Annotated in this window: 22 protein-coding genes; 17 read left to right on the forward strand and 5 right to left on the reverse strand. The window is 67.5% G+C overall.

The features are described 5' to 3' along the window. Window positions 1–130 precede the first annotated feature (130 nt). Both C8D03_RS20920 and C8D03_RS20925 read left to right on the forward strand, forming a co-directional pair. Window positions 131–472, forward strand: coding sequence for a phasin family protein (locus C8D03_RS20920; RefSeq protein WP_108049333.1), 342 nt, complete (start codon window positions 131–133; stop codon window positions 470–472). A 207-nt stretch (window positions 473–679) separates the two neighbouring features. Further along, window positions 680–2,209, forward strand: coding sequence for a UxaA family hydrolase (locus C8D03_RS20925; protein WP_108049335.1), 1,530 nt, complete (start codon window positions 680–682; stop codon window positions 2,207–2,209). 52 nt (window positions 2,210–2,261) lie between these two features. Here the strand turns inward: C8D03_RS20925 and C8D03_RS20930 are convergent, their stop codons facing one another. Then, complete coding sequence (locus C8D03_RS20930; RefSeq protein WP_108049337.1) at window positions 2,262–3,236, reverse strand: VOC family protein; 975 nt, start codon at window positions 3,234–3,236, stop codon at window positions 2,262–2,264. A gap of 199 nt (window positions 3,237–3,435) precedes the next feature. Between C8D03_RS20930 and C8D03_RS20935 the strand changes: the two genes are divergently transcribed. Beyond that, complete coding sequence (locus C8D03_RS20935) at window positions 3,436–3,828, forward strand: hypothetical protein (protein ID WP_108049339.1); 393 nt, start codon at window positions 3,436–3,438, stop codon at window positions 3,826–3,828. Between the two features lie 93 nt (window positions 3,829–3,921). On the opposite strand, the gene C8D03_RS20940 is transcribed toward C8D03_RS20935, so the two are convergent. Further along, window positions 3,922–5,106: an aminotransferase gene (locus C8D03_RS20940; protein ID WP_108049341.1), complete on the reverse strand. Its 1,185-nt coding sequence runs from the start codon at window positions 5,104–5,106 to the stop codon at window positions 3,922–3,924. Between the two features lie 125 nt (window positions 5,107–5,231). On the opposite strand from C8D03_RS20940, the gene C8D03_RS20945 reads away from it, so the two are divergent. Next, entirely contained in the window at window positions 5,232–5,987 is a 756-nt protein-coding gene (locus C8D03_RS20945; protein WP_108049343.1) for an SIR2 family NAD-dependent protein deacylase, read from the forward strand. A gap of 102 nt (window positions 5,988–6,089) precedes the next feature. On the opposite strand, the gene C8D03_RS20950 is transcribed toward C8D03_RS20945, so the two are convergent. Beyond that, complete coding sequence (locus C8D03_RS20950; RefSeq protein ID WP_248308555.1) at window positions 6,090–6,983, reverse strand: alpha/beta hydrolase family protein; 894 nt, start codon at window positions 6,981–6,983, stop codon at window positions 6,090–6,092. Between the two features lie 294 nt (window positions 6,984–7,277). After that, complete coding sequence (locus C8D03_RS20955; RefSeq protein ID WP_108049347.1) at window positions 7,278–7,910, reverse strand: LysE family translocator; 633 nt, start codon at window positions 7,908–7,910, stop codon at window positions 7,278–7,280. Between the two features lie 175 nt (window positions 7,911–8,085). Between C8D03_RS20955 and C8D03_RS20960 the strand changes: the two genes are divergently transcribed. Then, a complete protein-coding gene (locus tag C8D03_RS20960) occupies window positions 8,086–8,700 on the forward strand; it encodes a cold-shock protein (RefSeq protein WP_108049349.1) in 615 nt (204 codons plus the stop codon). Between the two features lie 106 nt (window positions 8,701–8,806). Here the strand turns inward: C8D03_RS20960 and C8D03_RS20965 are convergent, their stop codons facing one another. Then, entirely contained in the window at window positions 8,807–9,157 is a 351-nt protein-coding gene (locus C8D03_RS20965; RefSeq protein WP_108049351.1) for a HesB/IscA family protein, read from the reverse strand. An 86-nt stretch (window positions 9,158–9,243) separates the two neighbouring features. Between C8D03_RS20965 and C8D03_RS20970 the strand changes: the two genes are divergently transcribed. The 12 genes from C8D03_RS20970 to serS all read left to right on the forward strand — a co-directional run bounded on the left by C8D03_RS20970 (window position 9,244) and on the right by serS (window position 22,794). Next, on the forward strand, window positions 9,244–10,509 hold the full coding sequence (locus C8D03_RS20970) for a deoxyguanosinetriphosphate triphosphohydrolase (RefSeq protein WP_108049353.1): 1,266 nt from the start codon (window positions 9,244–9,246) through the stop codon (window positions 10,507–10,509). A 54-nt stretch (window positions 10,510–10,563) separates the two neighbouring features. Further along, window positions 10,564–12,327 carry an arginine--tRNA ligase gene (gene argS / locus C8D03_RS20975; RefSeq protein WP_108049355.1) on the forward strand — a complete coding sequence of 588 codons (1,764 nt, stop codon included), beginning with the start codon at window positions 10,564–10,566 and terminating at the stop codon, window positions 12,325–12,327. 99 nt (window positions 12,328–12,426) lie between these two features. Further along, complete coding sequence (locus tag C8D03_RS20980; RefSeq protein ID WP_146170246.1) at window positions 12,427–14,052, forward strand: SPOR domain-containing protein; 1,626 nt, start codon at window positions 12,427–12,429, stop codon at window positions 14,050–14,052. A gap of 198 nt (window positions 14,053–14,250) precedes the next feature. Further along, window positions 14,251–15,345 carry a TRAP transporter substrate-binding protein gene (locus tag C8D03_RS20985; protein ID WP_108049359.1) on the forward strand — a complete coding sequence of 365 codons (1,095 nt, stop codon included), beginning with the start codon at window positions 14,251–14,253 and terminating at the stop codon, window positions 15,343–15,345. A 61-nt stretch (window positions 15,346–15,406) separates the two neighbouring features. Continuing rightward, the gene (gene nagZ, locus C8D03_RS20990; protein ID WP_108049361.1) at window positions 15,407–16,417 is read left to right on the forward strand and encodes a beta-N-acetylhexosaminidase; all 1,011 of its coding nucleotides are present in this window, start codon (window positions 15,407–15,409) and stop codon (window positions 16,415–16,417) included. A 58-nt stretch (window positions 16,418–16,475) separates the two neighbouring features. Then, on the forward strand, window positions 16,476–17,306 hold the full coding sequence (locus tag C8D03_RS20995) for a segregation and condensation protein A (protein WP_108049363.1): 831 nt from the start codon (window positions 16,476–16,478) through the stop codon (window positions 17,304–17,306). An 8-nt stretch (window positions 17,307–17,314) separates the two neighbouring features. Continuing rightward, complete coding sequence (gene scpB / locus C8D03_RS21000) at window positions 17,315–18,010, forward strand: SMC-Scp complex subunit ScpB (RefSeq protein WP_181301147.1); 696 nt, start codon at window positions 17,315–17,317, stop codon at window positions 18,008–18,010. A 249-nt stretch (window positions 18,011–18,259) separates the two neighbouring features. Then, window positions 18,260–19,306: an ABC transporter ATP-binding protein gene (locus tag C8D03_RS21005; RefSeq protein ID WP_108049367.1), complete on the forward strand. Its 1,047-nt coding sequence runs from the start codon at window positions 18,260–18,262 to the stop codon at window positions 19,304–19,306. A gap of 68 nt (window positions 19,307–19,374) precedes the next feature. Then, window positions 19,375–19,611 (forward strand): twin-arginine translocase TatA/TatE family subunit, encoded by a 237-nt coding sequence (locus C8D03_RS21010; protein WP_108049369.1) that lies wholly within the window; start codon window positions 19,375–19,377, stop codon window positions 19,609–19,611. 62 nt (window positions 19,612–19,673) lie between these two features. Further along, window positions 19,674–20,204 carry a Sec-independent protein translocase protein TatB gene (gene tatB / locus C8D03_RS21015; protein WP_108049371.1) on the forward strand — a complete coding sequence of 177 codons (531 nt, stop codon included), beginning with the start codon at window positions 19,674–19,676 and terminating at the stop codon, window positions 20,202–20,204. Then, window positions 20,201–21,025 (forward strand): twin-arginine translocase subunit TatC, encoded by an 825-nt coding sequence (gene tatC, locus C8D03_RS21020; protein ID WP_108049373.1) that lies wholly within the window; start codon window positions 20,201–20,203, stop codon window positions 21,023–21,025. The genes tatB and tatC overlap by 4 nt, the downstream gene beginning before the upstream one ends. A gap of 206 nt (window positions 21,026–21,231) precedes the next feature. Further along, window positions 21,232–22,794: a serine--tRNA ligase gene (serS, locus tag C8D03_RS21025; RefSeq protein ID WP_108049375.1), complete on the forward strand. Its 1,563-nt coding sequence runs from the start codon at window positions 21,232–21,234 to the stop codon at window positions 22,792–22,794. The last annotated feature ends 45 nt before the right edge of the window (window positions 22,795–22,839 follow it).

The following is a 22,839-nucleotide window of genomic DNA, read 5'->3' on the forward strand; positions in this document are numbered from 1 at the left end:
GACATTCATGTTGCGGTGCACAATATGAGGTCAGTCCCGGTGGTGAACGCTTTCATCTGACCTTGGGGCGAGAAACCCGGGCCATCAGGCTCGTCAGCAGAGGCGGCATTTGCGTGCCGAGGGAAGAAACATGATTCAGCAGTTCGAGACGATCCAGAAGGCCTCCAAGGACAACGTTGACGCCGCTCTGAAGGCGTTCGGTGTGACCTCCAAGAGCGTCCAGACCATCGCCGTCGAGGCGACCGACTATGCCAAGAAGTCCTTCGAGGCCGGCACCGCGACGCTCGAGAAGCTCGCCGCCGTCAAGACCCTCGACAAGGCGCTCGAGATCCAGACGGACTACGTCAAGACCGCTTTCGAGGGCGCCGTCGCCCAGATGACGAAGATGGGCGAGCTCTACACCTCGCTGGCCAAGGACGCCTACAAGCCGTTCGAGGGCATCGTCGCCAAGGTCGTTCCGGCCACCAAGTGAGCTGACGCCGCGCCGCGATGGCGGCGCAGGCTCGCTGATCCGATCGGAAGCCCGGCCTCGCGGCCGGGCTTTTTCTTTGCTGACCACTCGGCTGCCGGTCCTCGCGCGTCTCGCGCAGTTTCAACCGATTGAAAAAAGCGCGCAGGAAGCGCATGTCTTGGCCGATCGCCGCGCGCGTCGCGGCCTGCAAGCCAGTGGTCTTCGTCCATGCTCGATAAAGCGATCCCGCCGCGTACGCTCAAGCTCAACGCCGTCGATAATGTAGCTGTTGCCGTCGATCCCGTCGATGTCGGGGTGATGGCAGCCGGGGTGACGGCGCTGAAGCGCATTCCGCGCGGGCACAAGCTGGCGCTGAGCAAGATTGCGACCGGCGAGCCGATCCGCAAGTTCGGCCAGATCATCGGCTTCGCCACGGTCGACATCTCACCTGGCGAATGGGTGCACGAGCACAATACGGGTTTCCACGCCTTCGAGCGCGACTATGCCTTCTGCGCCGAGGCGAAGCCGGAATTCGTGCTGCCGGTGGAGCAGCAGGCGACTTTCGAGGGCTTCCGCCGCGCCAACGGCAAGGCCGGCACGCGCAACTATGTGGGTATCCTGACCTCGGTGAACTGCTCGGCCTCGGCGGCGCGCTTCATGGCCGAAGAGGTCAAGCGCTCGGGTCTGCTCGCCGACTATCCGAATGTCGACGGCGTCATCGCACTGACCCACGGGACGGGCTGCGGCATCGACTACAATGGCGAGAGCTTCGAGGTCTTGAAGCGCACCACCTGGGGCTATGCCTGCAACCCCAACATGGCGGCGGTGCTCGTCGTCGGTCTCGGCTGCGAGGGGTTCCAGATCAAGCGCATGAAGGACGCCTATGGCGTCGAGGAGAGCGACGTCTTCCGCACCCTAACGATCCAGGAGACCGGGGGCACGAAGAAGGCGGTCGCCGCCGGGATCGAGGCGCTCAAGGTCATGCTGCCGATCGCCAACCGCGCCGTGCGCGAGACGGTGCCGGCTTCCGAACTGATGCTGGCGCTGCAATGCGGCGGCTCGGACGGCTATTCGGGCATCACCGCCAACCCGGCGCTGGGCAAGGCGGTCGACCTTCTGGTCGAGCATGGCGGCACGGCGATCCTCTCCGAGACGCCGGAGATCTACGGCGCCGAGCATCTGCTGACGCGGCGTGCCGCCACGCGCGAGGTCGGCGAAAAGCTCGTCGGTATCATCAAGTGGTGGGAGGACTATACCGCCCGCGCCCGGATGGACATGAACAACAACCCGTCGCCCGGTAACAAGGCCGGCGGGCTGACGACCATCCTGGAGAAATCGCTTGGCGCCGCCGCCAAGGGCGGCACCAAGACGCTGGCCGCCGTCTATCATTATGCCGAGCCGGTGAAGTCGAAGGGCTTCGTCTATATGGACACGCCCGGCTACGATCCGGTCTCCGCCACGGGGCAGGTCGCCGGTGGTGCCAACATCCTCGCCTTCACCACGGGGCGCGGTTCGGCTTATGGCTGCAAGCCGACCCCTTCGGTCAAGCTCGCCACCAACACGCCGATGTATCTGAAGCAGACCGACGACATGGACCTCAATTGCGGCGATGTCCTCGACGGGGTGACGCTGGAGGAAAAGGGCCAGGAGATTTTCGACTACCTGCTGCGCATCGCCTCCGGCGAGCACTCCAAGTCCGAAGAGATGGGTTATGGCGATGCCGAGTTCGTGCCCTGGCAGATCGGCGCAACGATGTGAGGTGCGGCCGGGTGTCTTGCCGCGACGGCGCCGTTGGCCTCAGGACAGCGGGCTAGCCCTGCAGCAGCCTGACACGCGTTCCCCATGGATCAATCGTCTCGAAGCCGCCTGACAGCGGTGTCGCAACGCTGCCGCCTGTGACGATCCGTTGATGCATTTCGGCGAGACGCTCGCCCCCGGCGCTCACCAGCGAGAACCAGTCGAGGCCCGTGGCGGTGCCGTCGCGCATCCCTGCGCCGGCGCTGTTCCAGGTGTTGAGCGCGAGATGGTGGTGGTAGCGCCCCGATGACAGGAAGCTCGCGGCCTCGCGGCGCAGCGTCGGTTCGAGGCCGACGAGATCGCGATAGAAGCGGTCGCCGGCCGCGACATCGCCGACGCGCAGATGGACATGGCCGATGCGCAGGCCATCCGGCGCCCCGGCGTAGTCGCTGGCGCGGGTGTCGGTCAGCGACAGGATGTCGTCGACGTCGAGGCGCTGCGTGCCCATGACGACGCTGCCTGCATCCCAGCGCCAGCGCTCGGGCGGCCGATCGGCATAGACCTCGATGCCGTTGCCCTCGGGATCGTCGAGATAGACCGCCTCGCTGACGCTGTGGTCGGCGAAGCCGGTCAGCGGCGTCCGGTTGCGGGCGACATGCACGAGCCAGCGCGCGAGGTCCTTCCGCGCTGGCATCAGGAAGGCGGTGTGGAACAGGCCGGCCTGCGTCGGCGGCTCCAGGCTGGCGCCGGGGCGCGATTCCAGCATCAGCAGCGCGCCTTCGCCAGTGCCCATCGTGACGCCGGCCGCGCCGCGCGCCAGCACCGAGAGTCCGAGCACATCGCGGTAGAAGGCACTGACGCGTTCGATGTCGCGCACGCGCAGCGCGGCCTGGCCGATGCGCAGCGGTGTCCCGCCCGCAAAGCCCGGTCCGGCCGGCGGCGCGGCGACGGGGCCGCCTTCGGCGCGGACGGCGCCGGCCATCGCCCCTGCGAGCGAAGCGGATCCGGCGAGTTGCAACAGCGTGCGGCGGGTGAGGGCAGGGTTCATCTGGCGATGGGCTCGTAGCGTGCCTTGAGGCTCGAAAAGCGCTTGCGGATTTCTCCTGAAGGCCATGAAATTCGCTTCAGCGCATCTCACAACCGCGTGCATGCCGGCAGGTTGAACCGGACAGGCCGCTCTTGCGACCAATCGCGACCGGCGACGCCCAAAAGCGCGCCGGCTTTTTTATCCATTGGCTGGGGTCATCATGAAGACTGCTATTCTCGTCACCGTCCCGCGCATCCTGGTGGGCCTGCTTTTCCTCGTCTCTGCGGTCGATGGCTTCTGGTGGCTGGCGACCGGCAGCCATCTGATCCATCCGCCGACCAGCGAGCGCGGTCTCGCCTTCGAAACGGCGCTGCAGAATTCCGGCTTCTTCTGGCCGCTGCTGAAGACGGTCAACCTGGTCGGAGCGCTCAGCCTGCTGACGAACATCGCGCCGGCGCTGGGCCTGGCGCTGATCGCGCCGGTGATGGCGGTGATCGTGCTGTTCCATCTGATGATCAACCCGCAGGGCCTTCCCGTGGCAGTGATCCTCGTCGTGCTCGGCGGGCTGCTGGTCTGGGCTTATCGCGACCGCTACGCGGCGCTGCTGCGCTGATCGCATGGCGTCATGTTCGGGCGATGCGAAGCGTAGACCCGAGAAGCTGTTTCCGGAGATGCTCAGGTCAGGCCCGAGCATGACGCCGTGTCGTCAGACCGAAAACCCGCGCAGCCTGTCGCTGAGTTCGCCGATGCGATCGGCCGCGACATTGGCGATGGCGATGCGCAGATGCTGCTCCTGCCCGGGGCCGAAATAGGGGCCGGGCAGGGCGAGCACGCCGCGCTCCTGCACCAGGCTGCGCGCCACATCGGCCGCCGGCACGCCCGCAAAGGGGTGCGCGACATAGGCGAAATAGGCCCCCGCCGCGAGCACGCGCCAGCCATTATGCGGCGCCATCGCGTCGCGGAACAGCGCGGCGCGGGCATTGATTTCGGCGCGGTTGGCCTCGCGCCAGTCGCGAATGCCCTGAATGCCCCAGGTGATCGCGGCCTGGCCGGCGCGCACCGGGCTGATCTGGACGCAGTCGAGCACCTTGGCGATCTCGGCCATGACGGCTTCTCCGGCCGTGATCGCGCCCAGCCGCCAGCCCGGCACGGCATAGGCCTTGGAGAAGCTGTAGAGCCCGATCACGGAATCCTGCCAGCGCGTTGTGGCAAAGACTTCGTGGGGGGCTGCAACGCCTGCGGGTAGGAAATCGCGATAGGTCTCGTCGAGCACCAGCCAGACCCGGCGCCGCGCGCAAAGCGCGGCGAAGGCGGCGATGGTCGTTGGCGAATAGATCGCGCCGGTCGGGTTGTTGGGCGTCACCAGCACGATGGCGCGGGTGCCGGCATCGATCAACGCCTCGGCGGTCGCGACATCGGGAACGAAGCCGGCAGCGGGATCGCAAGGCAGGGGCCTGGCCTCGATGCCGAGCATGCTCAGCGTCATTTCGTGGTTGAAATACCAGGGAGCGGGCAGCAGGACGTTCTCGCCCGCCTTCGCCACCGCCATCATCGTCATGACGAAGGCCTGGTTGCAGCCCGAGGTGATCGCCACTTCGGCCGGCCTGAACGCATGGCCGTAGACCTGCGAGATCTCGGCCGCATAGGCCTCGCGCAGAGCCATGTCGCCGGTGATCGGGCCGTAGCGCGTGTTGTCCGGCGAGCGCGCGGCCTCGGCCAGCCGCTCCAGCAGTGCTGCGGGCGGGGGCGAGCCCGGCACCGCCTGCGACAGGTCGACCAGCGGGCCGCAGCGCCCGTCATAGGCGCGCGCCCAGCCCTGCGCCTGCGGGATCGGCGGGGTTCCGGTGTCGAGGAGGTTGGGATTCAGGGCGGCGGGCGTCGGCTGGAGCATGGTCCGCAGCTTTGAGACGCGGCGGGCTTTCCGTCAATCGACCTTGGCGCATGCGGGGCCACCCGCTTGGATGCGGCGCCTGCCTGCGCCATATCTCGGTGCGGGGGCAAGCGAGCGGAGCGGGCATGCAAGACGAGACCAACGACGCGATCGATGCCCTGCATGCGATGCTCGACCGCGCCGCCTCTGTCGTGGCCTTCACCGGCGCCGGCATCTCGACGGAATCGGGCGTGCCGGATTTCCGCTCGCCCGGCTCGCCCTGGATGGTCAACAAGCCGATCCCGTTCGAGGCCTTCGTCAAAAGCCGCGAGGCGCGCATCGAGGCGTGGCGGCGCAAATTCGCGATGGACGACCATTTTGCGGGGGCGGCTCCCAATCGCGGCCACCGGGCGCTGGCACGGCTGGTCGCGCAGGGCCGCTCGCCTGCCATCATCACGCAGAACATCGACGGCCTGCACCAGGCCTCGGGCGTGCCCGACGACCAGGTGATCGAGCTCCACGGCAACGGCACCTATGCGACCTGCCTCGCCTGCGGCTGGCGGCACGAACTCGCCGCGATCCGCCCGGTCTTCGAGGCGTCGGGCGAGCCGCCCGGCTGCGTGATGTGCACCGGGCCGGTGAAATCAGCGACGATCTCGTTTGGCCAGGCGATGCCGCAGGACAAGATGAGCCGGGCCCAGCAACTGGCGCTGGAGAGCGAGCTTTTCCTCGTCGTCGGCTCGTCGCTGGTGGTCTATCCGGCGGCGACGCTGCCGATCATCGCCAAGAAGCAGGGCGCGGCGCTGGTGATCGTCAACCGCGAGCCGACGGAGCTGGACGAAATCGCGAATCTGGTGGTCAGGGCCGAGATCGGGGCCGTGCTGGGGCGGTTGGCGGAGTAGGGGTGGTTCGCGGAAAGCCGATGGCAGATCGATATCGACGATGGGATCGAGCCAGGTGTCACGGCCGATCGCACCGCTTCAAAAAGCGAACGGAAAACAACGTCAATCGGCCGTCTGCCGGTCTGGCGTTTCAAGCGCGGCCCTGATTGCGTCTGTTTGCTCGCCGCGTGCGATGAGGGCGGCGGCATCCCGCCCGTGCCGCGCGAGCGCGTGCCGGCTCTTGTCCGCGGCAGACAGCAGAACATGCTGCGGCTCGAACCCGACCTCCTGCAACCGGCGCACATAGGTCAATTGGCTCGCATAGGGCACGATCCGGTCTTCCCGATCCGACAGAACGAAAATCAGCGGTTTGGGATCGGTGCGAATGCCGTTGAGGTGGTCGATGGGATCATGAAGCGCTTGGATATTGCCGCTTTGCACGGTGCGTCGCCTGTCCCAATGCTCCGTGACCTCACGCACCGACAACAGCGCCGACGACAAGACTACAGCCGAAACATCACGGCGCCGGTTGAGCAGCGATGCGGCAATGTGGCCGCCGCCCGACTGTCCGGCCAGAATAAACGTCGAGACGCGATGGCGCTGCTTAATCACATCAAGCGCGCGCTCCATCAGCATGACCTCACGCGCCTCACGGCGCTGGTTGTGATCGCCCGATGAACCGTACATTCCAGGACGGGCCAGGAAGACCGTCGGCTTGCCCGCCTGCTTCGACCAGCGCGCCATATCGCGCTGGATCGCGTCGGGCGATCGCCTTTCATAGCCCGGTGCCACAAAGCGAACGCCTGCTTTGGTCTTCAACAGGACGTCGCCGCTGAAGTAGACCAGAATCTGGGGGGTATCGATCTCGCCGAGGCCCTGCGCATACGAGCGTAGACAGTCGCCCTTGCCGTTGACCTCGACCCAAAGACCGCCGGGCACGCCCGCGCAATGGGCACGCGAACTCAAGGATCCGTGCAATGCCTCATAGGGGTCGAAGCGCTCGCTGGCGCGGGGCACGGAGAGCTCCCTCGGTGTCGTTGGGGCGGCTGCCGGCAATTCAAGCCTTTGGGCCAAAGCTGCCTGCACCGGCCCGACCATCAGAATTGCAATGATCAACCGATGAGGCAGCCGTTTCATGATTCCAGCTTGATCTTCCAGACGACAGCCTGCCGCCGTTCATCGTAACGGGGCGGGCGCGTGCCATCTCGGTTGCGCGTCGACGCGATGATCGCTGGATCGCCGTTACCAAATTGTCCATTCGTCGGCGCTGGCGATACAAGGACACCCGGCTCGAAGCACGGCTAGCGCCTTTCACTCCGGCGACGCCACCGCCAGCCTGACCGCCAGCGCCCCGAACACGACCCCCATGAGCTTCTGCGGCAGGCGCGCCAGATGCGGGCGCCGCGCCAGCGCGTGGCCGAGCCGGCTTGCGGTCAGGATGACGAGGCCGTTGGTGATCAGGCCCATCAGGTTGAGGATGGTCGCCAGAACCATGACCTGCAGCGCGACAGAGCCGGCCTCGGGTTTGAGGAACTGCGGCAGCAGCGCCAGCATGAACAGCGCCATCTTGGGGTTGAGCAGGTTGGTCAGCAGGCCCTGCACGAAGATCCGCCGCATCGGCACGGGCGGACGCCCGGCCTCCGGTGAAAACAGCAGGCCGGGCGCGCGCAAGGTCGTCCAGGCGAGCCAGGCGAGATAGGCGGCGCCCGCCCAGCGCAGGACGTCATGGGCCGCCGGCACCAGGAGGAAGAGCTGCGACAGGCCGAGCGCCGCGGCGAAGGCCTGAAGATAGCTGCCGGTGGCGATGCCGGCATAGGTCAGGAAGCCGGCCATGCGGCCCTGGCCCAGGCTGCGCGAGGCGATCAGCAGCATGTCGGGGCCGGGCGTCGCGGTCAGGACCGCGCAGGCGGCAGTGAAGAGCGCCAGCGTCGCAAGGTCGGGCATCGCGTCCTCCAGGGGCAGTGTGTCGCGCCGGCCATGCTTATATCCAAAAGCGGTGGCTGCCTCATTTTTTCGCGGTTCGATGATGTGGATGACACGAAGCCGGCTGTATCGCGACTCCGCAGCAATGGTATCGTGACACCACGAATCAAGCCATTCTGGCGGGGGTGGGCGGCAGATGTCCGACGAGTTCGGTGAGAGCGGGCGGCGACCGATGGGTCCGATCCAGTCGCTCAATCGCGTGATGCGGCTCGACGGGCCGGAGGGGCTCGGCCACGAGGCCGGCTCCGAGCTCAGCGGCCATGTCAAATGGTTCGACGTCAGCAAGGGCTATGGCTTCGTCGTGCCCGAGGATGGCGGCGCCGATGTTCTCGTCCATGTCACCATCCTGAAGCGAGACGGCTTCAACGCCATCGCCGAAGGTGCTCATATCGTTCTGGAAGTCGTCGAGAAGCCGCGCGGCCGCCAGGCGATCCGCGTCCTCTCGATCGACACCACCGCGGCGCGCCACCCGGCCGAGATGCCGCTCGCCCGCACCAACGTGCAAGTCACGCCGACCAGCGGGCTCGAGCGGATGACGGTGAAGTGGTTCAACCGGCTGCGCGGCTTCGGCTTCGTCTCGGCCGGCGAGAACGCCCCCGACATCTTCGTCCATATGGAGACGCTGCGACGCTACGGGATGGTCGAGCTGATCCCCGGCCAGGTCGTGCTGGTGCGCTACGGGCCCGGGCCCAAGGGCCTGATGGCGGCCGAGATCCGGCTGGAGCAGGGCGGGGTGGCGAGCTCGCACTGAGCTTGTGCCGAGATGGTCGGGCTTGACCCGACATCTCGTGTCGCGAAGGGCGCCTTTTTCTGCCTGAGATGGCCGGGGCAAGTCCGACCACGATGCTTGCTTCGCATTAAAGCGCGAAGGACGTGCCACAGCCGCAGGAGCTCGTCGCGTTCGGGTTGGTGATCCTGAAGGATTGCCCGATCAGATCGTCGACAAAGTCGATGGTGCAGCCTTCGAGCAGGTCGAGCGAGGTTTCGTCGATCAGGACAGTGGCGCCGTCGCGCTCGATGACGAGGTCGCCCGGCGCCTTCTCGCGATCGACGTCGAAGATGTACTGAAAGCCCGAGCAGCCGCCCCCGGCGACGCTGACGCGCAGCATCGAGCCCGGCGGCTCCTTTTCCATCACGGAGAGAATGCGGGTCGCGGCCTTGCCCGTGACGGCGATGCCGCGCGGATTGGCTTCGATGGCGATCGACATAGGCAGATGCTCCTTGCACCTTCGTTGCCCGCAAAGGTAATTGCGCGGGAGCGCCTCTACAAGCAGGGGGCGGCGACGGGTCTGCCATGCCGCATCCAGAGAGCCCCTTTTTTGCGGGCGGTCCTTCTTCCGCGGCCGGTCCCGGTTTTGAGCCCGGCGATCGCTGGCGGGCTCCGTATGCCTGCCGTGCCGCGACGAGCCGCGGGCGGCTGATCGCCGAACCCGCCTCGCCGACGCGCAACCCGTTCCAGCGCGACCGCGACCGCATCATCCACTCGACCGCCTTTCGCCGGCTGAAGCACAAGACGCAGGTGTTCGTCTCGCATGAGGGCGATCATTTCCGTACGCGGCTGACGCATACGATCGAGGTGGCGCAGATCGCGCGCGCCCTGGCGCGGGCGCTCGGGCTCGACGAGGATTTGGCCGAGGCGCTGGCGCTGGCGCATGACCTCGGCCACACGCCCTTCGGCCATACCGGCGAGGATGCGCTCGATGAATGCATGGCCGGCTTCGGCGGCTTCGATCACAACGCCCAGACGCTCAGGATCGTGACGCGGCTGGAGCGGCGCTATGCCGGCTTCGACGGGCTGAACCTGACCTGGGAGACGCTGGAGGGCCTCGTCAAGCATAATGGCCCGCTACTTTTCGCCGATGGCAGGCCGACCGAGCGCTATGCTACGTCCGGCATTCCGGCGGCCATCGTCGAATACCAGGCGAAGCAGGATCTCTGGCTCGACAGCTATGCCTCTGCCGAGGCGCAGGCGGCGGCGCTTGCCGATGACATTGCCTACAACGCCCATGACATCGATGACGGATTGCGGGCCGGGCTGTTCGGCCATGCCGAACTCGGGGCCGTACCCTTCCTCAAGGAGCTGCTCGACGAGATCGAGGCGCTGCACCCCGGGCTCGAGACGGCGCGCATCACCAACGAGCTGGTGCGGCGGGTGATCACACGCTTCGTCGAGGGTGTCATCGCGGAGTCGCAAGCGCGGCTCGTGGCGCTGGCGCCGATGGATGCGGATGCGGTGCGGCGGGCGGACGGCCCGGTGATCGCCTTTACCGAGGCGATCACGATAGCGGACCGCGAGATCAAGGCCTTCCTCTATCCGAACATGTACCGCCATGCCCGGATCGCGCCGATCCGCCGCGATGCGGCGCAGGTGGTGCGCGACCTGTTCGCGCGCTTCAGCGCCGATCCCGAACGGATGCCGGCCGACTGGGCGGAGGGCTGCGCCAGCCTCGATGCCCACCGCCGGGCGCGGCGGATCGCCGACTATATCGCCGGCATGACCGACTGGTACGCGCTCGACGAGCATCGCCGCCTGTTTGACGCGACCCCCTCGCTGCGATAGGGCCGGGCGCTCCCGATCTTCCAGAACCTGCTTTTGCTGCAGATATTGGCCGCCATGAACCTGTTCGAGACCTATTCCGTCCGCGTCGCCGCCGCGCTCTCGCAGCTCGCCTCGCGTGGAGCGCTGCCCGCCGGCCTCGGTTTCGGGCGCGTCGTCGTCGAGCCGACGCGCGACCCGGCCCATGGCGATCTCGCCACCAATGCCGCGATGGTGCTCGCCAAGGAGGCCGGCACCAATCCGCGCGCGCTGGCGGCGCTGCTGGTCGAGGAGCTCGCGAAGGATGCCGAGATCGTCAAGGCGGAGATCGCGGGGCCGGGCTTCATCAACCTGACCCTGGAGCCGGCCATCTTCACCGCGATCCTGAAGGATGCCGTCGAGCGCGGTCTCGATTACGGGCGTGGAGCTCACAAGCCCGAGCCGAAGATCAATGTCGAGTATGTCTCGGCCAACCCGACCGGGCCGATGCATGTCGGCCATGGCCGCGGGGCGGTGTTCGGCGATTCGCTCGCCAATATCCTCGCCTTCGCCGGCCATGCCGTGACGCGCGAATATTATATCAACGATGCCGGCGCGCAGGTCGACGTGCTCGCCCGCTCCGCCTTCCTGCGCTACCGCGAGGCGCTGGGCGAGACCATCACCATCCCCGAAGGGCTCTACCCCGGCGATTACCTGGTCTCCGTCGGCCAGACGCTGGCAGAGGCGCATGGCGACGCTCTGCTCGGCAAGCCGGAAGCTGAATGGCTGCCGCTGGTGCGCGGGGTCGCGATCGACGGCATGATGGCGATGATCCGCGACGATCTCGCCGCGCTCGGCGTCGTCCACGAGACCTTCTTCTCGGAGCGTTCGCTGCAGGCGCTCGACGGCAATCGCGATGCGGTGGCGCAGACGATCGACGATCTGCGCGCCCGCGATCTGGTCTATGAGGGCCGCCTGCCGCCGCCCAAGGGCCAGAAGGACGAGGACTGGGAAGACCGCGAGCAGACCCTTTTCCGCGCGACGCAGTTCGGCGACGATGTCGACCGGCCGTTGCTGAAGTCGGATGGCAGCTACACCTATTTCGCCAACGACATCGCCTATCACCGCTCGAAATTTACGCGCGGCTTCAGCCAGATGATCGACGTCTGGGGCGCCGACCATGGCGGCTATGTCAAGCGCATGCAGGCCGCGGTGAAGGCGGTGACGCATGAGAAGGGCGCGCTCGACGTCAAGCTCTGCCAGCTCGTCCGGCTGCTGCGCAATGGCGAGCCGGTGAAGATGTCGAAGCGCTCGGGCGATTTCGTCACGTTGCGCGAGGTCATCGACGAGGTCGGCCGCGATGCCGTGCGCTTCATGATGATCTTCCGAAAGAACGATGCGACGCTCGACTTCGACCTCGCCAAGGTGGTGGAACAGTCGAAGGACAATCCGGTCTTCTACGTCCAGTACGCCCATGCCCGCTGTGCTTCGATCTTCCGGCAGGCGCGCGAAGCCTTCCCGGATCTCGATCTGGCGCCGGCTGCCCTTGCCCGAGCCGACCTTGCGCGGCTGACCGACGAGGCGGAGATCGGTATCGTCAAGTTGATCGCGGCCTATCCGCGAATCATCGAAGGCGCCGCCGCCGCCCACGAGCCACATCGCGTGGCCTTTTTCGTGCATGAGCTGGCGAGCGCTTTCCATTCCTTATGGAACAAGGGCAAAGACTCGCCGCAATTACGGTTCGTTAATCAAACTGATCGAGAGTCGACCTTGGCGAGGTTGGCGTTTGTGCATGCTGTGCGCAGCGTCCTTGCTTCCGGTCTGGCTGTCGCCGGAGTTGCGGCGCCGGAAGAGATGCGCTGACGGTCGCTTGGCCCTCAGCGCGCACAAGGTCAGGTTGACCGCGCGGCGCGTTGGGCGTTCCCATCGGCGCCGTCGGCCTGCGCTGGAATGGATCATGCCATGAGTGAGCCAGCTAGAAACCGTTTCGCCCTCGATCTCGAAGATCTCGAGCGCCAGCTTCGCAGTGCCGGGCAGGCGCCGAAGGTCGGGCAGCCCGTCGATCCTCTGGCCGAGCTGACGCGCATCGTCGACCAGGGCGACCCGCTGAAGGACATCTTCGGCCAGCGCGCCCAGGTGAATGTGCCGCAGCGCGTGCCGGCCTCCTGGCAGGCGCGTGCCGAGGCCGCGCCGCAGCAGGAGCCGTCGTTCAACCCCGTCCAGGAGTTGCATGCGGCGGCCGAGCAGCCCCCGCCGGCCGAACTGCGCGGCGCGCTGGACGAGTTCGAGGCGCTGCTGCGCCGCACCGACTCGGCGCGCCCTGCGCCGGTTCCGGCTGCGGTCGCGCCCGAGGACGAGAGCTTCGAGCGCCCCGACCCGCAGAGCTACCAGCGTCCGGCCGCCGTGCAGGAGCAGGCCCAGGCGCCGCGCGATCTCGACGAGGAGCGCGAGCCCTATCCCTATTACGATGAGCAGGCGCAGTACGACGCGCAGCACCCCGATGCGGCGTTGCCGGCCTATGAAGAGATGCCGGACCTCGAGCCGCGGCGCTCGCGCAAGGGGCTCTATGTCGCTGCGGCTTTGGTCGTCGTTGGCGTTGTCGGCGTCGGTGCCGCGATGTCGCTGCGCGGCACGGCGACGCGTTCGGACGGGCAGCCCCCGACCATCGCCGCCGATACCGGACCGACCAAGGTCCAGCCGGTCAATCCGGGCGGCGCCGAGATTCCGAACCAGAACAAGCAGATCTACGAGCGCGCGGGCGAGACGCCGGCCGCACCGACCAAGGTCGTCAGTCGCGAGGAGCAGCCGGTCGACGTGCAGCAGGCGGCGCGTTCGCTGCCGGCCCGCGTCGTGCTGCCGGGGCCGGGTTCCGGCGTGGCGACGACGCCCGCCGCCAATCCGCTTTCGCAGGCGCCGGCCTCGATCGCGCGCGACCCCGTGCCGTCCGAGCCTGCGCTGACGCCGGTGCCGCCGGTGCCGGGCCTGGGCGAGCCGCGCCGGGTGCGCACAGTCTCGATCCGCCCGGATGGCACGCCCGCGCCGCCGGCCAACAGCACTGCCAGCTATACGAACGGAACCCTGCCGCTCGCCACGGGCTCGGCCCCGCCGGCCCGACCGGGTGCGATCGCGCCCACCGAATCAACCGCGACGACGGCCACGGCGCAGCCCCGGCCACGTCCGGCCACGCCGCCGGCCCCGGAGGTCGCCAAGGTGCAGGAGCGCGCCACGACCCCGGCTCCCGCGACGACGCCGACAGCACCGCTGCGGATCGCCAACGCTGCGCCCGCCGCGCAGACGCCCGCCGCTCCGGCGCCTGCCACGGCGGCCATCCGCAGCGGCAGCGGCGATTTCGTGGTGCAGCTCGGCGCTCCCGGCAGCGAATCGGAAGCGCGTGCGACCTTCGCCGCGCTTCAGCGCAAATATCCGGGCCAGCTCGGCGGCCAGGCGCCGATCGTCCGCAAGACCGAACTGGCCGGTGGCAAGACGGTCTTCCGGCTTCGCGTCGGCCCCTATTCGCGCGATGACGCGACCACCATGTGCACGCAGCTTCAGGCTGCCGGCGGGCAGTGCTTCATCGCCAAGAACTGATCCCGAGCTGATCTGAAGACATCCAGACCGGCGGCGCCCTGGCGCCGCCGGTTTTTCGTTCGCGTCCGGTGCAATGCATCCCGGCGGGGCGGTCGGTGGTCCGGCGTCGGGTTTCGTGCGATGAGCGGCGCGGCAGAGTCGTCCAGGCCGTACGCGATGCGTGGCGGCCGAAGACCATAAGAACACCCGGAGGATACCATGGACCGTCGTAAATTCGTCAAGACAGCCGCAACGGGCGCTGCCGGCAGCGCCCTCATCGCAGCCCCCGCCATCGCCCAGACGCAGCCCAAGATCCACTGGCGCCTGACCTCGAGCTACCCGAAGAGCCTGGACACGCTGTTCGGCCTTTCGACCCAGGTCGCCAAGCGTGTCGCCGAGGCGACCGACGGCAATTTCCAGATCCAGGTCTTCGCGCCAGGCGAGATCGTGCCCGGCCTGCAGGCGCTCGACGCCGTGCAGAACGGCACCGTCGAGTGCAGTCATACCCTGTCGAGCTTCTATATCGGCAAGGACCCGGCCTTCGCCTTCGAGACGTCCTTGCCGTTCGGCTTCAACACCCGCCAGCAGAACGCCTGGCTCTATGCCGGCGGTGGGCTCGAACTCTGCCGCGCCTTCATGCAGAAGCACAACCTCTACACCATCCCGTCGGGCAACACCGGCGCCCAGATGGGCGGCTGGTTCCGCAAGGAGATCAAGTCGCTGGAGGATCTGAAGGGCCTGAAGATGCGCATCGCCGGCATGGGCGGGCAGATCATGGCCAAGCTCGGCGTCGTGCCGCAGCAGATCGCCGGCGGCGACATCTACCCGGCGCTGGAGCGCGGCACGCTCGATGCGGTCGAGTTTTCCGGCCCGCTCGATGACGAGAAGCTCGGCTTCCAGAAGGTCGCAAAGTACTACTATTATCCCGGATTCTGGGAGGGTAACGCGAATGTCAGCTTCCTGGTGAACCTCGAGAAGTGGAACGCGCTGCCGGCCTCCTACAAGGCGATCGTCGAGGCCGCCTGCGCCGAGGCCAACGCGCTCTGCGTCGCGAAGTACGACCATGGCAACCCGGATGCGCTGGTGCGCCTCGCCGGCACCGGCGCGGAGCTGCGGCCGTTCCCGCAGGAGGTGATGCTGGCGGCGTTCAAGGAGGCTTTCGCGATGTATGCGGAACTCGCCGCGTCGAACGCCAACTTCAAGACCTTCTACGAATCCTTCCTGCCGTACTGGAAGAAGGAAAACCTCTGGTTCCGTGTGGCCGAGCTGCCCTTCGACGCCTTTAACGCCCAGATGGCCCAGCAGATGCGCTGAGGCGATACCGGAACGGGACGCGTCGCTTGACCAGCGCCGCGCCCCTTTCTAACGCAGTGACATGACCTCACGCGCCTTCATCGCCGGCTGCCTCGGCACGAGCCTGACCCAAGACGAGCGCGCCTTCTTCAGGGATGCGCGGCCCTGGGGCTTCATCCTGTTCCGACGCAATACGCAGGATCCGGCGCAGGTCGCCGCGCTGACGGCGGAGATGCGCGAGACGGTCGGCTGGCACGCGCCGATCCTGATCGACCAGGAGGGCGGGCGGGTGCAGCGCATGGCGCCGCCGAACTGGCCAAAATATCCCGCAGCCCGCGCCTTCCTTGCGATCAACGACCCGGTCCTGCAGCGCGAGATCGTGCGGCTCTCTGGAAGGCTGATGGCGCATGATCTGAAGAGCGTCGGCATCGACGTCGATTGTCTGCCGGTGCTCGACGTGCCGGTCGCCGGTAGCCATGACGTGATCGGCGACCGCGCCTATGCGCATGAGCCCGACATGGTGGCGCGGCTCGGACGGGCGGCGGCGGAAGGGCTGATGGCCGGCGGCGTGCTGCCGGTGATCAAGCACATGCCCGGCCATGGCCGGGCGCGCGCCGACAGCCATCACGACCTGCCCGTGGTCGATGCGTCGCTGGAGGAGCTCCGGGCACATGACTTCCGTCCCTTCCGGCACCTCGCCGACATGCCGATGGCGATGACGGCGCATGTAGTCTTCACCGCGCTTGACGCCGGGAACCCGGCGACCGTGTCGCGCAAGGTGGTGCGCGGGATCATGCGCGGCGAGCTCGGCTATGACGGGCTGATCATGACCGACGACATCTCGATGAAGGCGCTGTCGGGTGGCTTCGCCGAGAAAGCCCGCGCTGCGATTGCGGCCGGGGTCGATGTCGTGCTGCATTGCCACGGCATCATGGACGAGATGGTCGCGGTCGCCGGTGCGGTGCCGGAGATGACCGGCAACCGTCGGCGCCGCGCCGCGATGGCGCTCGGCCGCATCCGGCACGAGCCGGAACCGCTCGATGTGGACGGCGCCCGCGCCCGGCTGGCCAGCGCGCTTGCCTTGAGCGCCTGAACAGCGGAACCTGCGCTCGTCACGCGTCCGTCGCGTGAGCGAGAGGGGGCGGCCGGCCATGGCGGCGCAACTGCCATTCGAGGATGACGGCCCGCGCCGCGACGACGAGCCAGCCCTGCTCGTCGATGTCGACGGCTATGAGGGCCCGCTCGACCTGCTGCTCGACCTCGCCCGGCGGCAGAAGGTCGATCTGCACCGCATCTCGATCCTGGCGCTGGCGGAGCAGTATCTCGTCTTCGTCGAGCAGGCGCGGGCGCTGCGGCTCGAACTCGCGGCCGATTATCTGGTGATGGCGGCGTGGCTGGCCTATCTCAAATCGCGGCTGCTGCTGCCGGAGCCGCCGAAGGGCGAGGAGCCGAGCGCGGCCGATCTCGCGACCGCCCTGGCGTTGCGCCTGCGCCGGCTGGAGGCGATCCGGGCGGCGGCCCGCAAGCTCGCCTCGCGTGAGCGGCTGGGCCAGGACGTCTTCGCGCGCGGCGCGCCGGAAGCGATCGTCGCGGGCGCCCGGCCGGTCTGGGAGGCCGAGCTCTACGACCTGCTCTCGGCCTATGCGCAGCAGCGCATGAAGCGGGTGCAGGGCCATATCTCGGTCGGGCACCGCGTCGTCTGGTCGCTGGTCGAGGCGCGGGAGGCCTTGCAGCGGCTGGTCGGCGAGGCCGGGGACTGGACTGCGATCGACCCTTATCTCACCCGCTACATGTCGTCGCATGGCCTGCCGGCGCGGGAGATGGCGGCGACCGTCAGGGCGTCGGCGCTTTCGGCCATGCTGGAGATGGTGCGGGAAGGGGTGCTCGACCTGCGGCAGGACGAAGCCTTCGCGCCGCTCTATCTGCGCCGCCGCTCGGCCCGCCCGCCCGTGCTGCCGCTGGCCAGCCGGGGCGGCACATGACGGTCGCGATGACGGAGCCTTTCGATGACGAGGAGGATGGCGGTGGCGCCGAGGCCTTCGCGCTGGCGATCCGCGTGGTCGAGGCGCTGCTGTTCGCCTCGACCCAGCCGCTCCCGGCAGAGGAACTGGCGCGCTCGATCCCGTCCGGCATCGGCATCGAGCCGGTGCTGGCGCGGCTGAGCGAGTTTTACGCGCCGCGTGGGGTCAACCTGCGCAAGCTCGCCGGCGGCTTCGCCTTCCGGACCGCGCCCGACCTCGGCTATCTGCTGGCGGCGGAAGCCGAGCCGCCGCGCAAATTGTCGCGGGCCGCGCTCGAGGTTCTGGCGATCATCGCCTATCACCAGCCGGTGACGCGGGCCGAGATCGAGGAGATCCGCGGCGTTGCCACCGCGAGGGGGACACTCGACATCCTACTGGAGGCCGGCTGGGTGCGCCTGCGCGGCCGGCGCCGCTCGCCCGGGCGGCCCGTGACCTATGGCACGACGCCGGGCTTCCTCGACCATTTCGGTCTCGACCGCATCGATGACCTGCCGGGTCTGGAGGAGTTGAAGGGCTCCGGCTTCATTGAGGGGCGGCTGACGCGCGACCTGACCGTGCCCGTTCCCGACGACGATCCGGACCTGCGCGCCGACGAGGATCCGCTGGGCGATCTGTTCACGCCGCTTGACGATGGCGACGGCGGGCCCCACAGGGCGGACGAGTAGGGCGGGGCGGTTGCCTCATCCGCGCCGTCATTCCGGGCGCAGCGCAGCGGAGACCCGGAATCCATCCTAGAGCTCGATCCGTTCAGGACATGGCCCTACGATGGATTCCGGATCGGCGCCGCTTCGCGGCTTGTCCGGAATGACGGAGGTGTTTCCTCGCTGCGTTCGGAGCATCCGTTGGCCGTTAACGACACCAGATCGCGCTGGTTGAGCTGGGGCCGGCGTGGCACGGCTGGCGCCGCCATCCCGATGGCGCTCGGGTTCGACGCGGTCACCCAGCGCTTCGGTGACGTGACGGCGCTGAAGAATGTCTCGCTGTCGATCGGGCCCGGCGAGATCGTCGCCCTGCTCGGCCAGTCGGGCTGCGGCAAGACGACCCTGCTGCGGCTCGCCGCCGGCGTCGAGCGGCCGAGCGCGGGGCGCGTGCTGCTGGAGGGGCGGGACGTTTCCTCGCCCGGCGGTTTCGTCGAACCGGAGCGGCGCGGCGTCGGCCTGGTCTTCCAGGACTACGCGCTGTTTCCGCATCTGAGCGTGCGCGAGAATGTCCGCTTCGGCCTCGGCGGGCGGGGCGAGAGTGAGGCCTCGGCCGATGCGACGGCGCTGCGGGCGATCGCGCGCGTCGGCCTCGCCGATCTCGCCGATTCCTATCCGCATATGCTGTCGGGCGGCGAGCAGCAGCGCGTCGCGCTGGCGCGGGCCGTGGCGCCGCGCCCCGGCGTGCTGCTGATGGACGAGCCGTTCTCCAATCTCGACCGGCGCCTGCGCGACGTGGTGCGCGACGAGACCGCCGCCCTGCTGCAGGAGACCGGCGCAACCTCGATCATCGTGACGCATGATCCGGAGGACGCGATGCGCATAGCCGACCGGATCGTGCTGATGCGTGCCGGCGAGATCGTGCAGATCGGCACCGGCGAGGAACTCTATCGCAAGCCGGGCAGTCTCTTTGCCGCCCGATTCTTCTGCGATTTTACCGAGGTCGGCGGTACCGTGCTGCGCGGGGCCGTGGACACGCCGTTCGGGCGCTTTCCGGCGAAGGGGATGGTCGAGGGCGCGCAGGCCGTCGCCTGCATCCGGCCGCATGCGGTCCGCGTCGTGCCGAAGGGCTTTTGCCTGCCGGGCCGGGTGGTGACGCGGCGCTTCCTCGGCGAGGTCGACCATCTGCTGATCGCGGTCGACGGCTTCGACAGGCTGCTCTCGGTGCGCGCCTCGCTGGCGGGGGCGATCGGCGAGGGCGACGATGTCGGCCTCGATATTCCGACCGACGAAGTTCTTGTGTTCCCTGCGGGGGACACATAGGTTCCGCCACAACAGCTTGGCTAGGGGGCAATCTCCCCGGCGGCACTGCAATCTTTAGGGAGTTCGCCATGGGTGGCGTCAGCATCTGGCACTGGATCGTCGTCGGCGTCATCGTGATGCTGCTGTTCGGACGCGGCAAGGTTTCCGAACTGATGGGCGACGTGGCCAAGGGCATCAAGTCGTTCAAGAAGGGCATGGCGGAGGACGAGACACCGCCGCCGAGCGCCGCGACCCCGGTCGATCCCAAGATCATCGACGCGCAGGCGACCAATCCCGCTCCGGCCAAGGCCGAGACCAAGGCCTGAGGCCGAGCCGCTCGCTTCGGCGAGAGCGAGCCTCGATGAGAGGCTGAGAGGACGAGCCGTCGATGTTCGACATCGCCTGGAGCGAATTCATGCTGATCGGGGCGGTCGCGCTCGTCGTGATCGGTCCCAAGGACCTGCCGAAAGCCATGCGCACCGTCGGCCAGGCGGTCGGCAAGATTCGCCGCATGGCCTCCGAGTTCCAGGGGCAGTTCAACGATGCGATGCGTGAGGCCGAGCTCCACGACCTGAAGAAGCAGGTCGAGGATGTCGGCGGCTCCGTGTCGAGCGCGATGAATACCGATTTCAAGCCGATCGACATGCCTGCCTCGTCGGGATTGGACGATGCGGCATTGAAGGAAGCCGAGGCCAAGCTCGCGGCGATTCCCTTGCCCGATCCGCTGCCGCCGGTCGAGATCGCGCCAGCCGCAGTTTCGACGCCGGTCGTCGAGGACGAGAAGCCGAAGCGGCGTCGCAAGGCTGCCTCCGCCGAGGCGGCGGCCGAGCCCGCGCCGCAGCCTGAACCCGCGCCGGCCAAGGCGCCGCGCAAGCGCAAGACCGCCGCGGCCGAGCCGGGCGAAGGGAGCGCGGCATGAGCGTCGCCAATTCGCGCGATGGCGAGGACGAGATCGAAGCCTCGCGCGCACCGCTGATCGACCATCTGATCGAACTGCGCTCGCGGCTGATCAAGTCGATGATCGCTTTCCTGGTGATGTTCTTCATCTGCTTCGCCTTCGCGACGCAGATCTACAACATCCTGGTCCAGCCCTATGTCTGGGCGGCGGGGCCGGGCGCCAATGTGCAGCTCATCTACACCGCGCCGCTGGAATATCTCTTCACCCAGATCAAGATCGCAGCCTTCGGCGCGGGCTTCTTCGCCTTCCCGGTGATCGCGACGCAGCTCTACAAATTCGTCGCGCCGGGGCTCTACAAGAACGAGCGTCAGGCGTTCGCGCCTTATCTGGCGGCGACCCCGATCTTCTTCGTCGCGGGCGCGGCGATGGTGTTCTTCTTCGCCATGCCGGTGCTGATGAAGTTCTCCATCGGCATGCAGCAGGCGGCGACCGACGGGCAGGCCGGCATCGCGCTGCTGCCCAAGGTCAGCGAGTATCTGTCGCTGATCATGACGTTGATCTTCGCCTTCGGCATTTCCTTCCAGTTGCCGGTGATCCTGACACTGCTCGGGCAGGCGGGCATCATCGATTCGCAGTTCCTGAAGGACAAGCGCCGCTACGCGATCGTCGTCGTCTTCGTCATTGCGGCCGTCCTGACACCGCCCGATGTCATCTCGCAGCTGATGCTCGCGGTGCCGATGCTGCTGCTCTACGAGCTGTCGGTGTTCTCGGTGCGCCATGTCGAGAAGAAGCGCGCAGCCAAGCAGGCGGCCGACGATGCGGCAGACGCGGCGAGCGAGTAGGTCCGCGACGTCATGCTCGGCCTTGTGCCGAGCATCCACGTCTTGAACTCAGGCCCCGACCAGCGAAGACGTGGATGGTCGGGACAAGCCCGACCATGACGGAGAGGCGAACGGCGCTCCGCGCCACCTTGCCTGTTCCCTCCCGCGCGATCCCGGTCTAGAGCATCACGCTGTTTCCGAAAACGTGACGGCGTGGCCTGACGACGATGTACGACATCAAATGGATTCGCGAGAACGCCGAGGCGTTCGACACCGGCTTGAAGCGGCGCGGGCTGAGCCCGTTGTCGGCCTCGCTGCTCGCGCTCGACGACAGCCGCCGCTCGGCGATCGCGAAGGCCCAAGGCTCGCAGGAGCGCCGCAATGCCCTCTCCAAGGAGATCGGCAAGGCGATGGGCGCGAAGGATGTCGCGCTCGCCGAAAGCCTGAAGGCCGAGGTCGCTTCCCTGAAGGAATTGCAGCCGGAACTGGAGGCGCAGGAGAAGGCCGCCAAAGAGGCGCTCGATGACCAGCTTGCGGCGATCCCCAACAGGCCCCATGACGACGTGCCGGAAGGCGCCGACGAGCATGGCAATGTCGTCAAGTCGGTGCGTGGCGAGGCGCCCGAGAAGACGGGCGGGCGGCTGTTCGGCCAGAATTTCGCTCCCAAGGAGCATTTCGAGCTGGGCGAAGCGCTCGGCCAGATGGATTTCGAGAGGGCGGCCAAGCTGTCGGGCTCGCGCTTCGTCGTGCTGGAGCGGCAGATCGCCCGGCTCTCCCGTGCCATCGGCCAGTTCATGCTCGACACGCATACGGAAGAGCATGGCTATACCGAGGTGATGCCGCCGCTGCTCGTGCGCGATGACGTCATGTTCGGGACGGCGCAGCTGCCGAAATTCGCCAACGACCAGTTCCGGGCGGTGGCTTTCGAGATGCCCGAGCATCTCAGGCAGCATGGACCCGCGGCGGAGATCTGGGAGTCGCTCGCCGATCACTGGGGTTCGGAAGCCGGGAAGCTGGAGGACGCAACCTTCAAATCCGTGATGCAGGCGCTTTACGATGACAAGGTCCGCGAGGATGAGCGCGTCCAGATCGGCGCCTTCATCGAGGGCCTGCGCCGCGACCTCGCCGTCGCCCGCCATGGGCAGGCGCGCGGCGAGGAACTGGCCAAGGCGTTCGCCGGCAGTCTCTGGCTCATCCCCACCGCCGAAGTCCCGCTGACCAATCTCGTGCGCGAATCGATCGTCTCCGAGGAAGAGCTTCCGCGCCGCTACACCGCGCTGACGCCCTGTTTCCGGGCCGAGGCCGGCTCGGCGGGGCGCGATACGCGCGGCATGCTGCGCCAGCACCAGTTCGAGAAGGTCGAACTCGTCTCGATCACCACGCCCGAAAAATCGCGCGAGGAGCATGAGCGCATGCTCGCCTGTGCCGAGGCCGTGCTGAAGAAGCTCGACCTGCATTATCGCGTCATGACGCTGTGCACCGGCGACATGGGCTTCGCCTCGCAGAAGACCTACGACATCGAGGTCTGGTTGCCCGGTCAGAAGACCTATCGCGAGATTTCGTCCTGCTCGGTCTGCGGCGATTTCCAGGCGAGGCGCATGAATGCCCGTTACAAGACCAAGGACGGCAAGGGGCCGTTCTTCGTCCACACGCTGAACGGCTCGGGTACGGCGGTCGGCCGGGCGCTGATCGCGGTGATGGAGAACTACCAGAACGCCGACGGCTCGATCACGGTGCCGGAGGTGCTGGTGCCCTATATGCGCGGCGTGACGCGCATCGAAAAGGCGTGATGCTGCCGTCACTCCCGACGCTTTTCCCTTGTCGTTGCTCCTGCT

Source organism: Bosea sp. 124 (assembly GCF_003046175.1).
Taxonomy (GTDB): domain Bacteria; phylum Pseudomonadota; class Alphaproteobacteria; order Rhizobiales; family Beijerinckiaceae; genus Allobosea.

Bases quoted from the DNA above. Each gene is read 5' to 3' on its own strand.
- serS (WP_108049375.1), top strand. From the start codon at position 21,232: ATGTACGACATCAAATGGATTCGCGAGAACGCCGAGGCGTTCGACACC.
- scpB (WP_181301147.1), top strand. From the start codon at position 17,315: ATGACGGAGCCTTTCGATGACGAGGAGGATGGCGGTGGCGCCGAGGCC.
- nagZ (WP_108049361.1), top strand. From the start codon at position 15,407: ATGACCTCACGCGCCTTCATCGCCGGCTGCCTCGGCACGAGCCTGACC.
- C8D03_RS20930 (WP_108049337.1), bottom strand. From the start codon at position 3,236: ATGAACCCTGCCCTCACCCGCCGCACGCTGTTGCAACTCGCCGGATCC.
- tatB (WP_108049371.1), top strand. From the start codon at position 19,674: ATGTTCGACATCGCCTGGAGCGAATTCATGCTGATCGGGGCGGTCGCG.
- C8D03_RS20940 (WP_108049341.1), bottom strand. From the start codon at position 5,106: ATGCTCCAGCCGACGCCCGCCGCCCTGAATCCCAACCTCCTCGACACC.
- C8D03_RS20935 (WP_108049339.1), top strand. From the start codon at position 3,436: ATGAAGACTGCTATTCTCGTCACCGTCCCGCGCATCCTGGTGGGCCTG.
- C8D03_RS20985 (WP_108049359.1), top strand. From the start codon at position 14,251: ATGGACCGTCGTAAATTCGTCAAGACAGCCGCAACGGGCGCTGCCGGC.
- C8D03_RS20955 (WP_108049347.1), bottom strand. From the start codon at position 7,910: ATGCCCGACCTTGCGACGCTGGCGCTCTTCACTGCCGCCTGCGCGGTC.
- C8D03_RS20995 (WP_108049363.1), top strand. From the start codon at position 16,476: ATGGCGGCGCAACTGCCATTCGAGGATGACGGCCCGCGCCGCGACGAC.
- tatC (WP_108049373.1), top strand. From the start codon at position 20,201: ATGAGCGTCGCCAATTCGCGCGATGGCGAGGACGAGATCGAAGCCTCG.
- C8D03_RS21005 (WP_108049367.1), top strand. From the start codon at position 18,260: ATGGCGCTCGGGTTCGACGCGGTCACCCAGCGCTTCGGTGACGTGACG.
- C8D03_RS20925 (WP_108049335.1), top strand. From the start codon at position 680: ATGCTCGATAAAGCGATCCCGCCGCGTACGCTCAAGCTCAACGCCGTC.
- C8D03_RS21010 (WP_108049369.1), top strand. From the start codon at position 19,375: ATGGGTGGCGTCAGCATCTGGCACTGGATCGTCGTCGGCGTCATCGTG.
- C8D03_RS20920 (WP_108049333.1), top strand. From the start codon at position 131: ATGATTCAGCAGTTCGAGACGATCCAGAAGGCCTCCAAGGACAACGTT.
- C8D03_RS20970 (WP_108049353.1), top strand. From the start codon at position 9,244: ATGCCGCATCCAGAGAGCCCCTTTTTTGCGGGCGGTCCTTCTTCCGCG.
- argS (WP_108049355.1), top strand. From the start codon at position 10,564: ATGAACCTGTTCGAGACCTATTCCGTCCGCGTCGCCGCCGCGCTCTCG.
- C8D03_RS20965 (WP_108049351.1), bottom strand. From the start codon at position 9,157: ATGTCGATCGCCATCGAAGCCAATCCGCGCGGCATCGCCGTCACGGGC.
- C8D03_RS20960 (WP_108049349.1), top strand. From the start codon at position 8,086: ATGTCCGACGAGTTCGGTGAGAGCGGGCGGCGACCGATGGGTCCGATC.
- C8D03_RS20945 (WP_108049343.1), top strand. From the start codon at position 5,232: ATGCAAGACGAGACCAACGACGCGATCGATGCCCTGCATGCGATGCTC.
- C8D03_RS20980 (WP_146170246.1), top strand. From the start codon at position 12,427: ATGAGTGAGCCAGCTAGAAACCGTTTCGCCCTCGATCTCGAAGATCTC.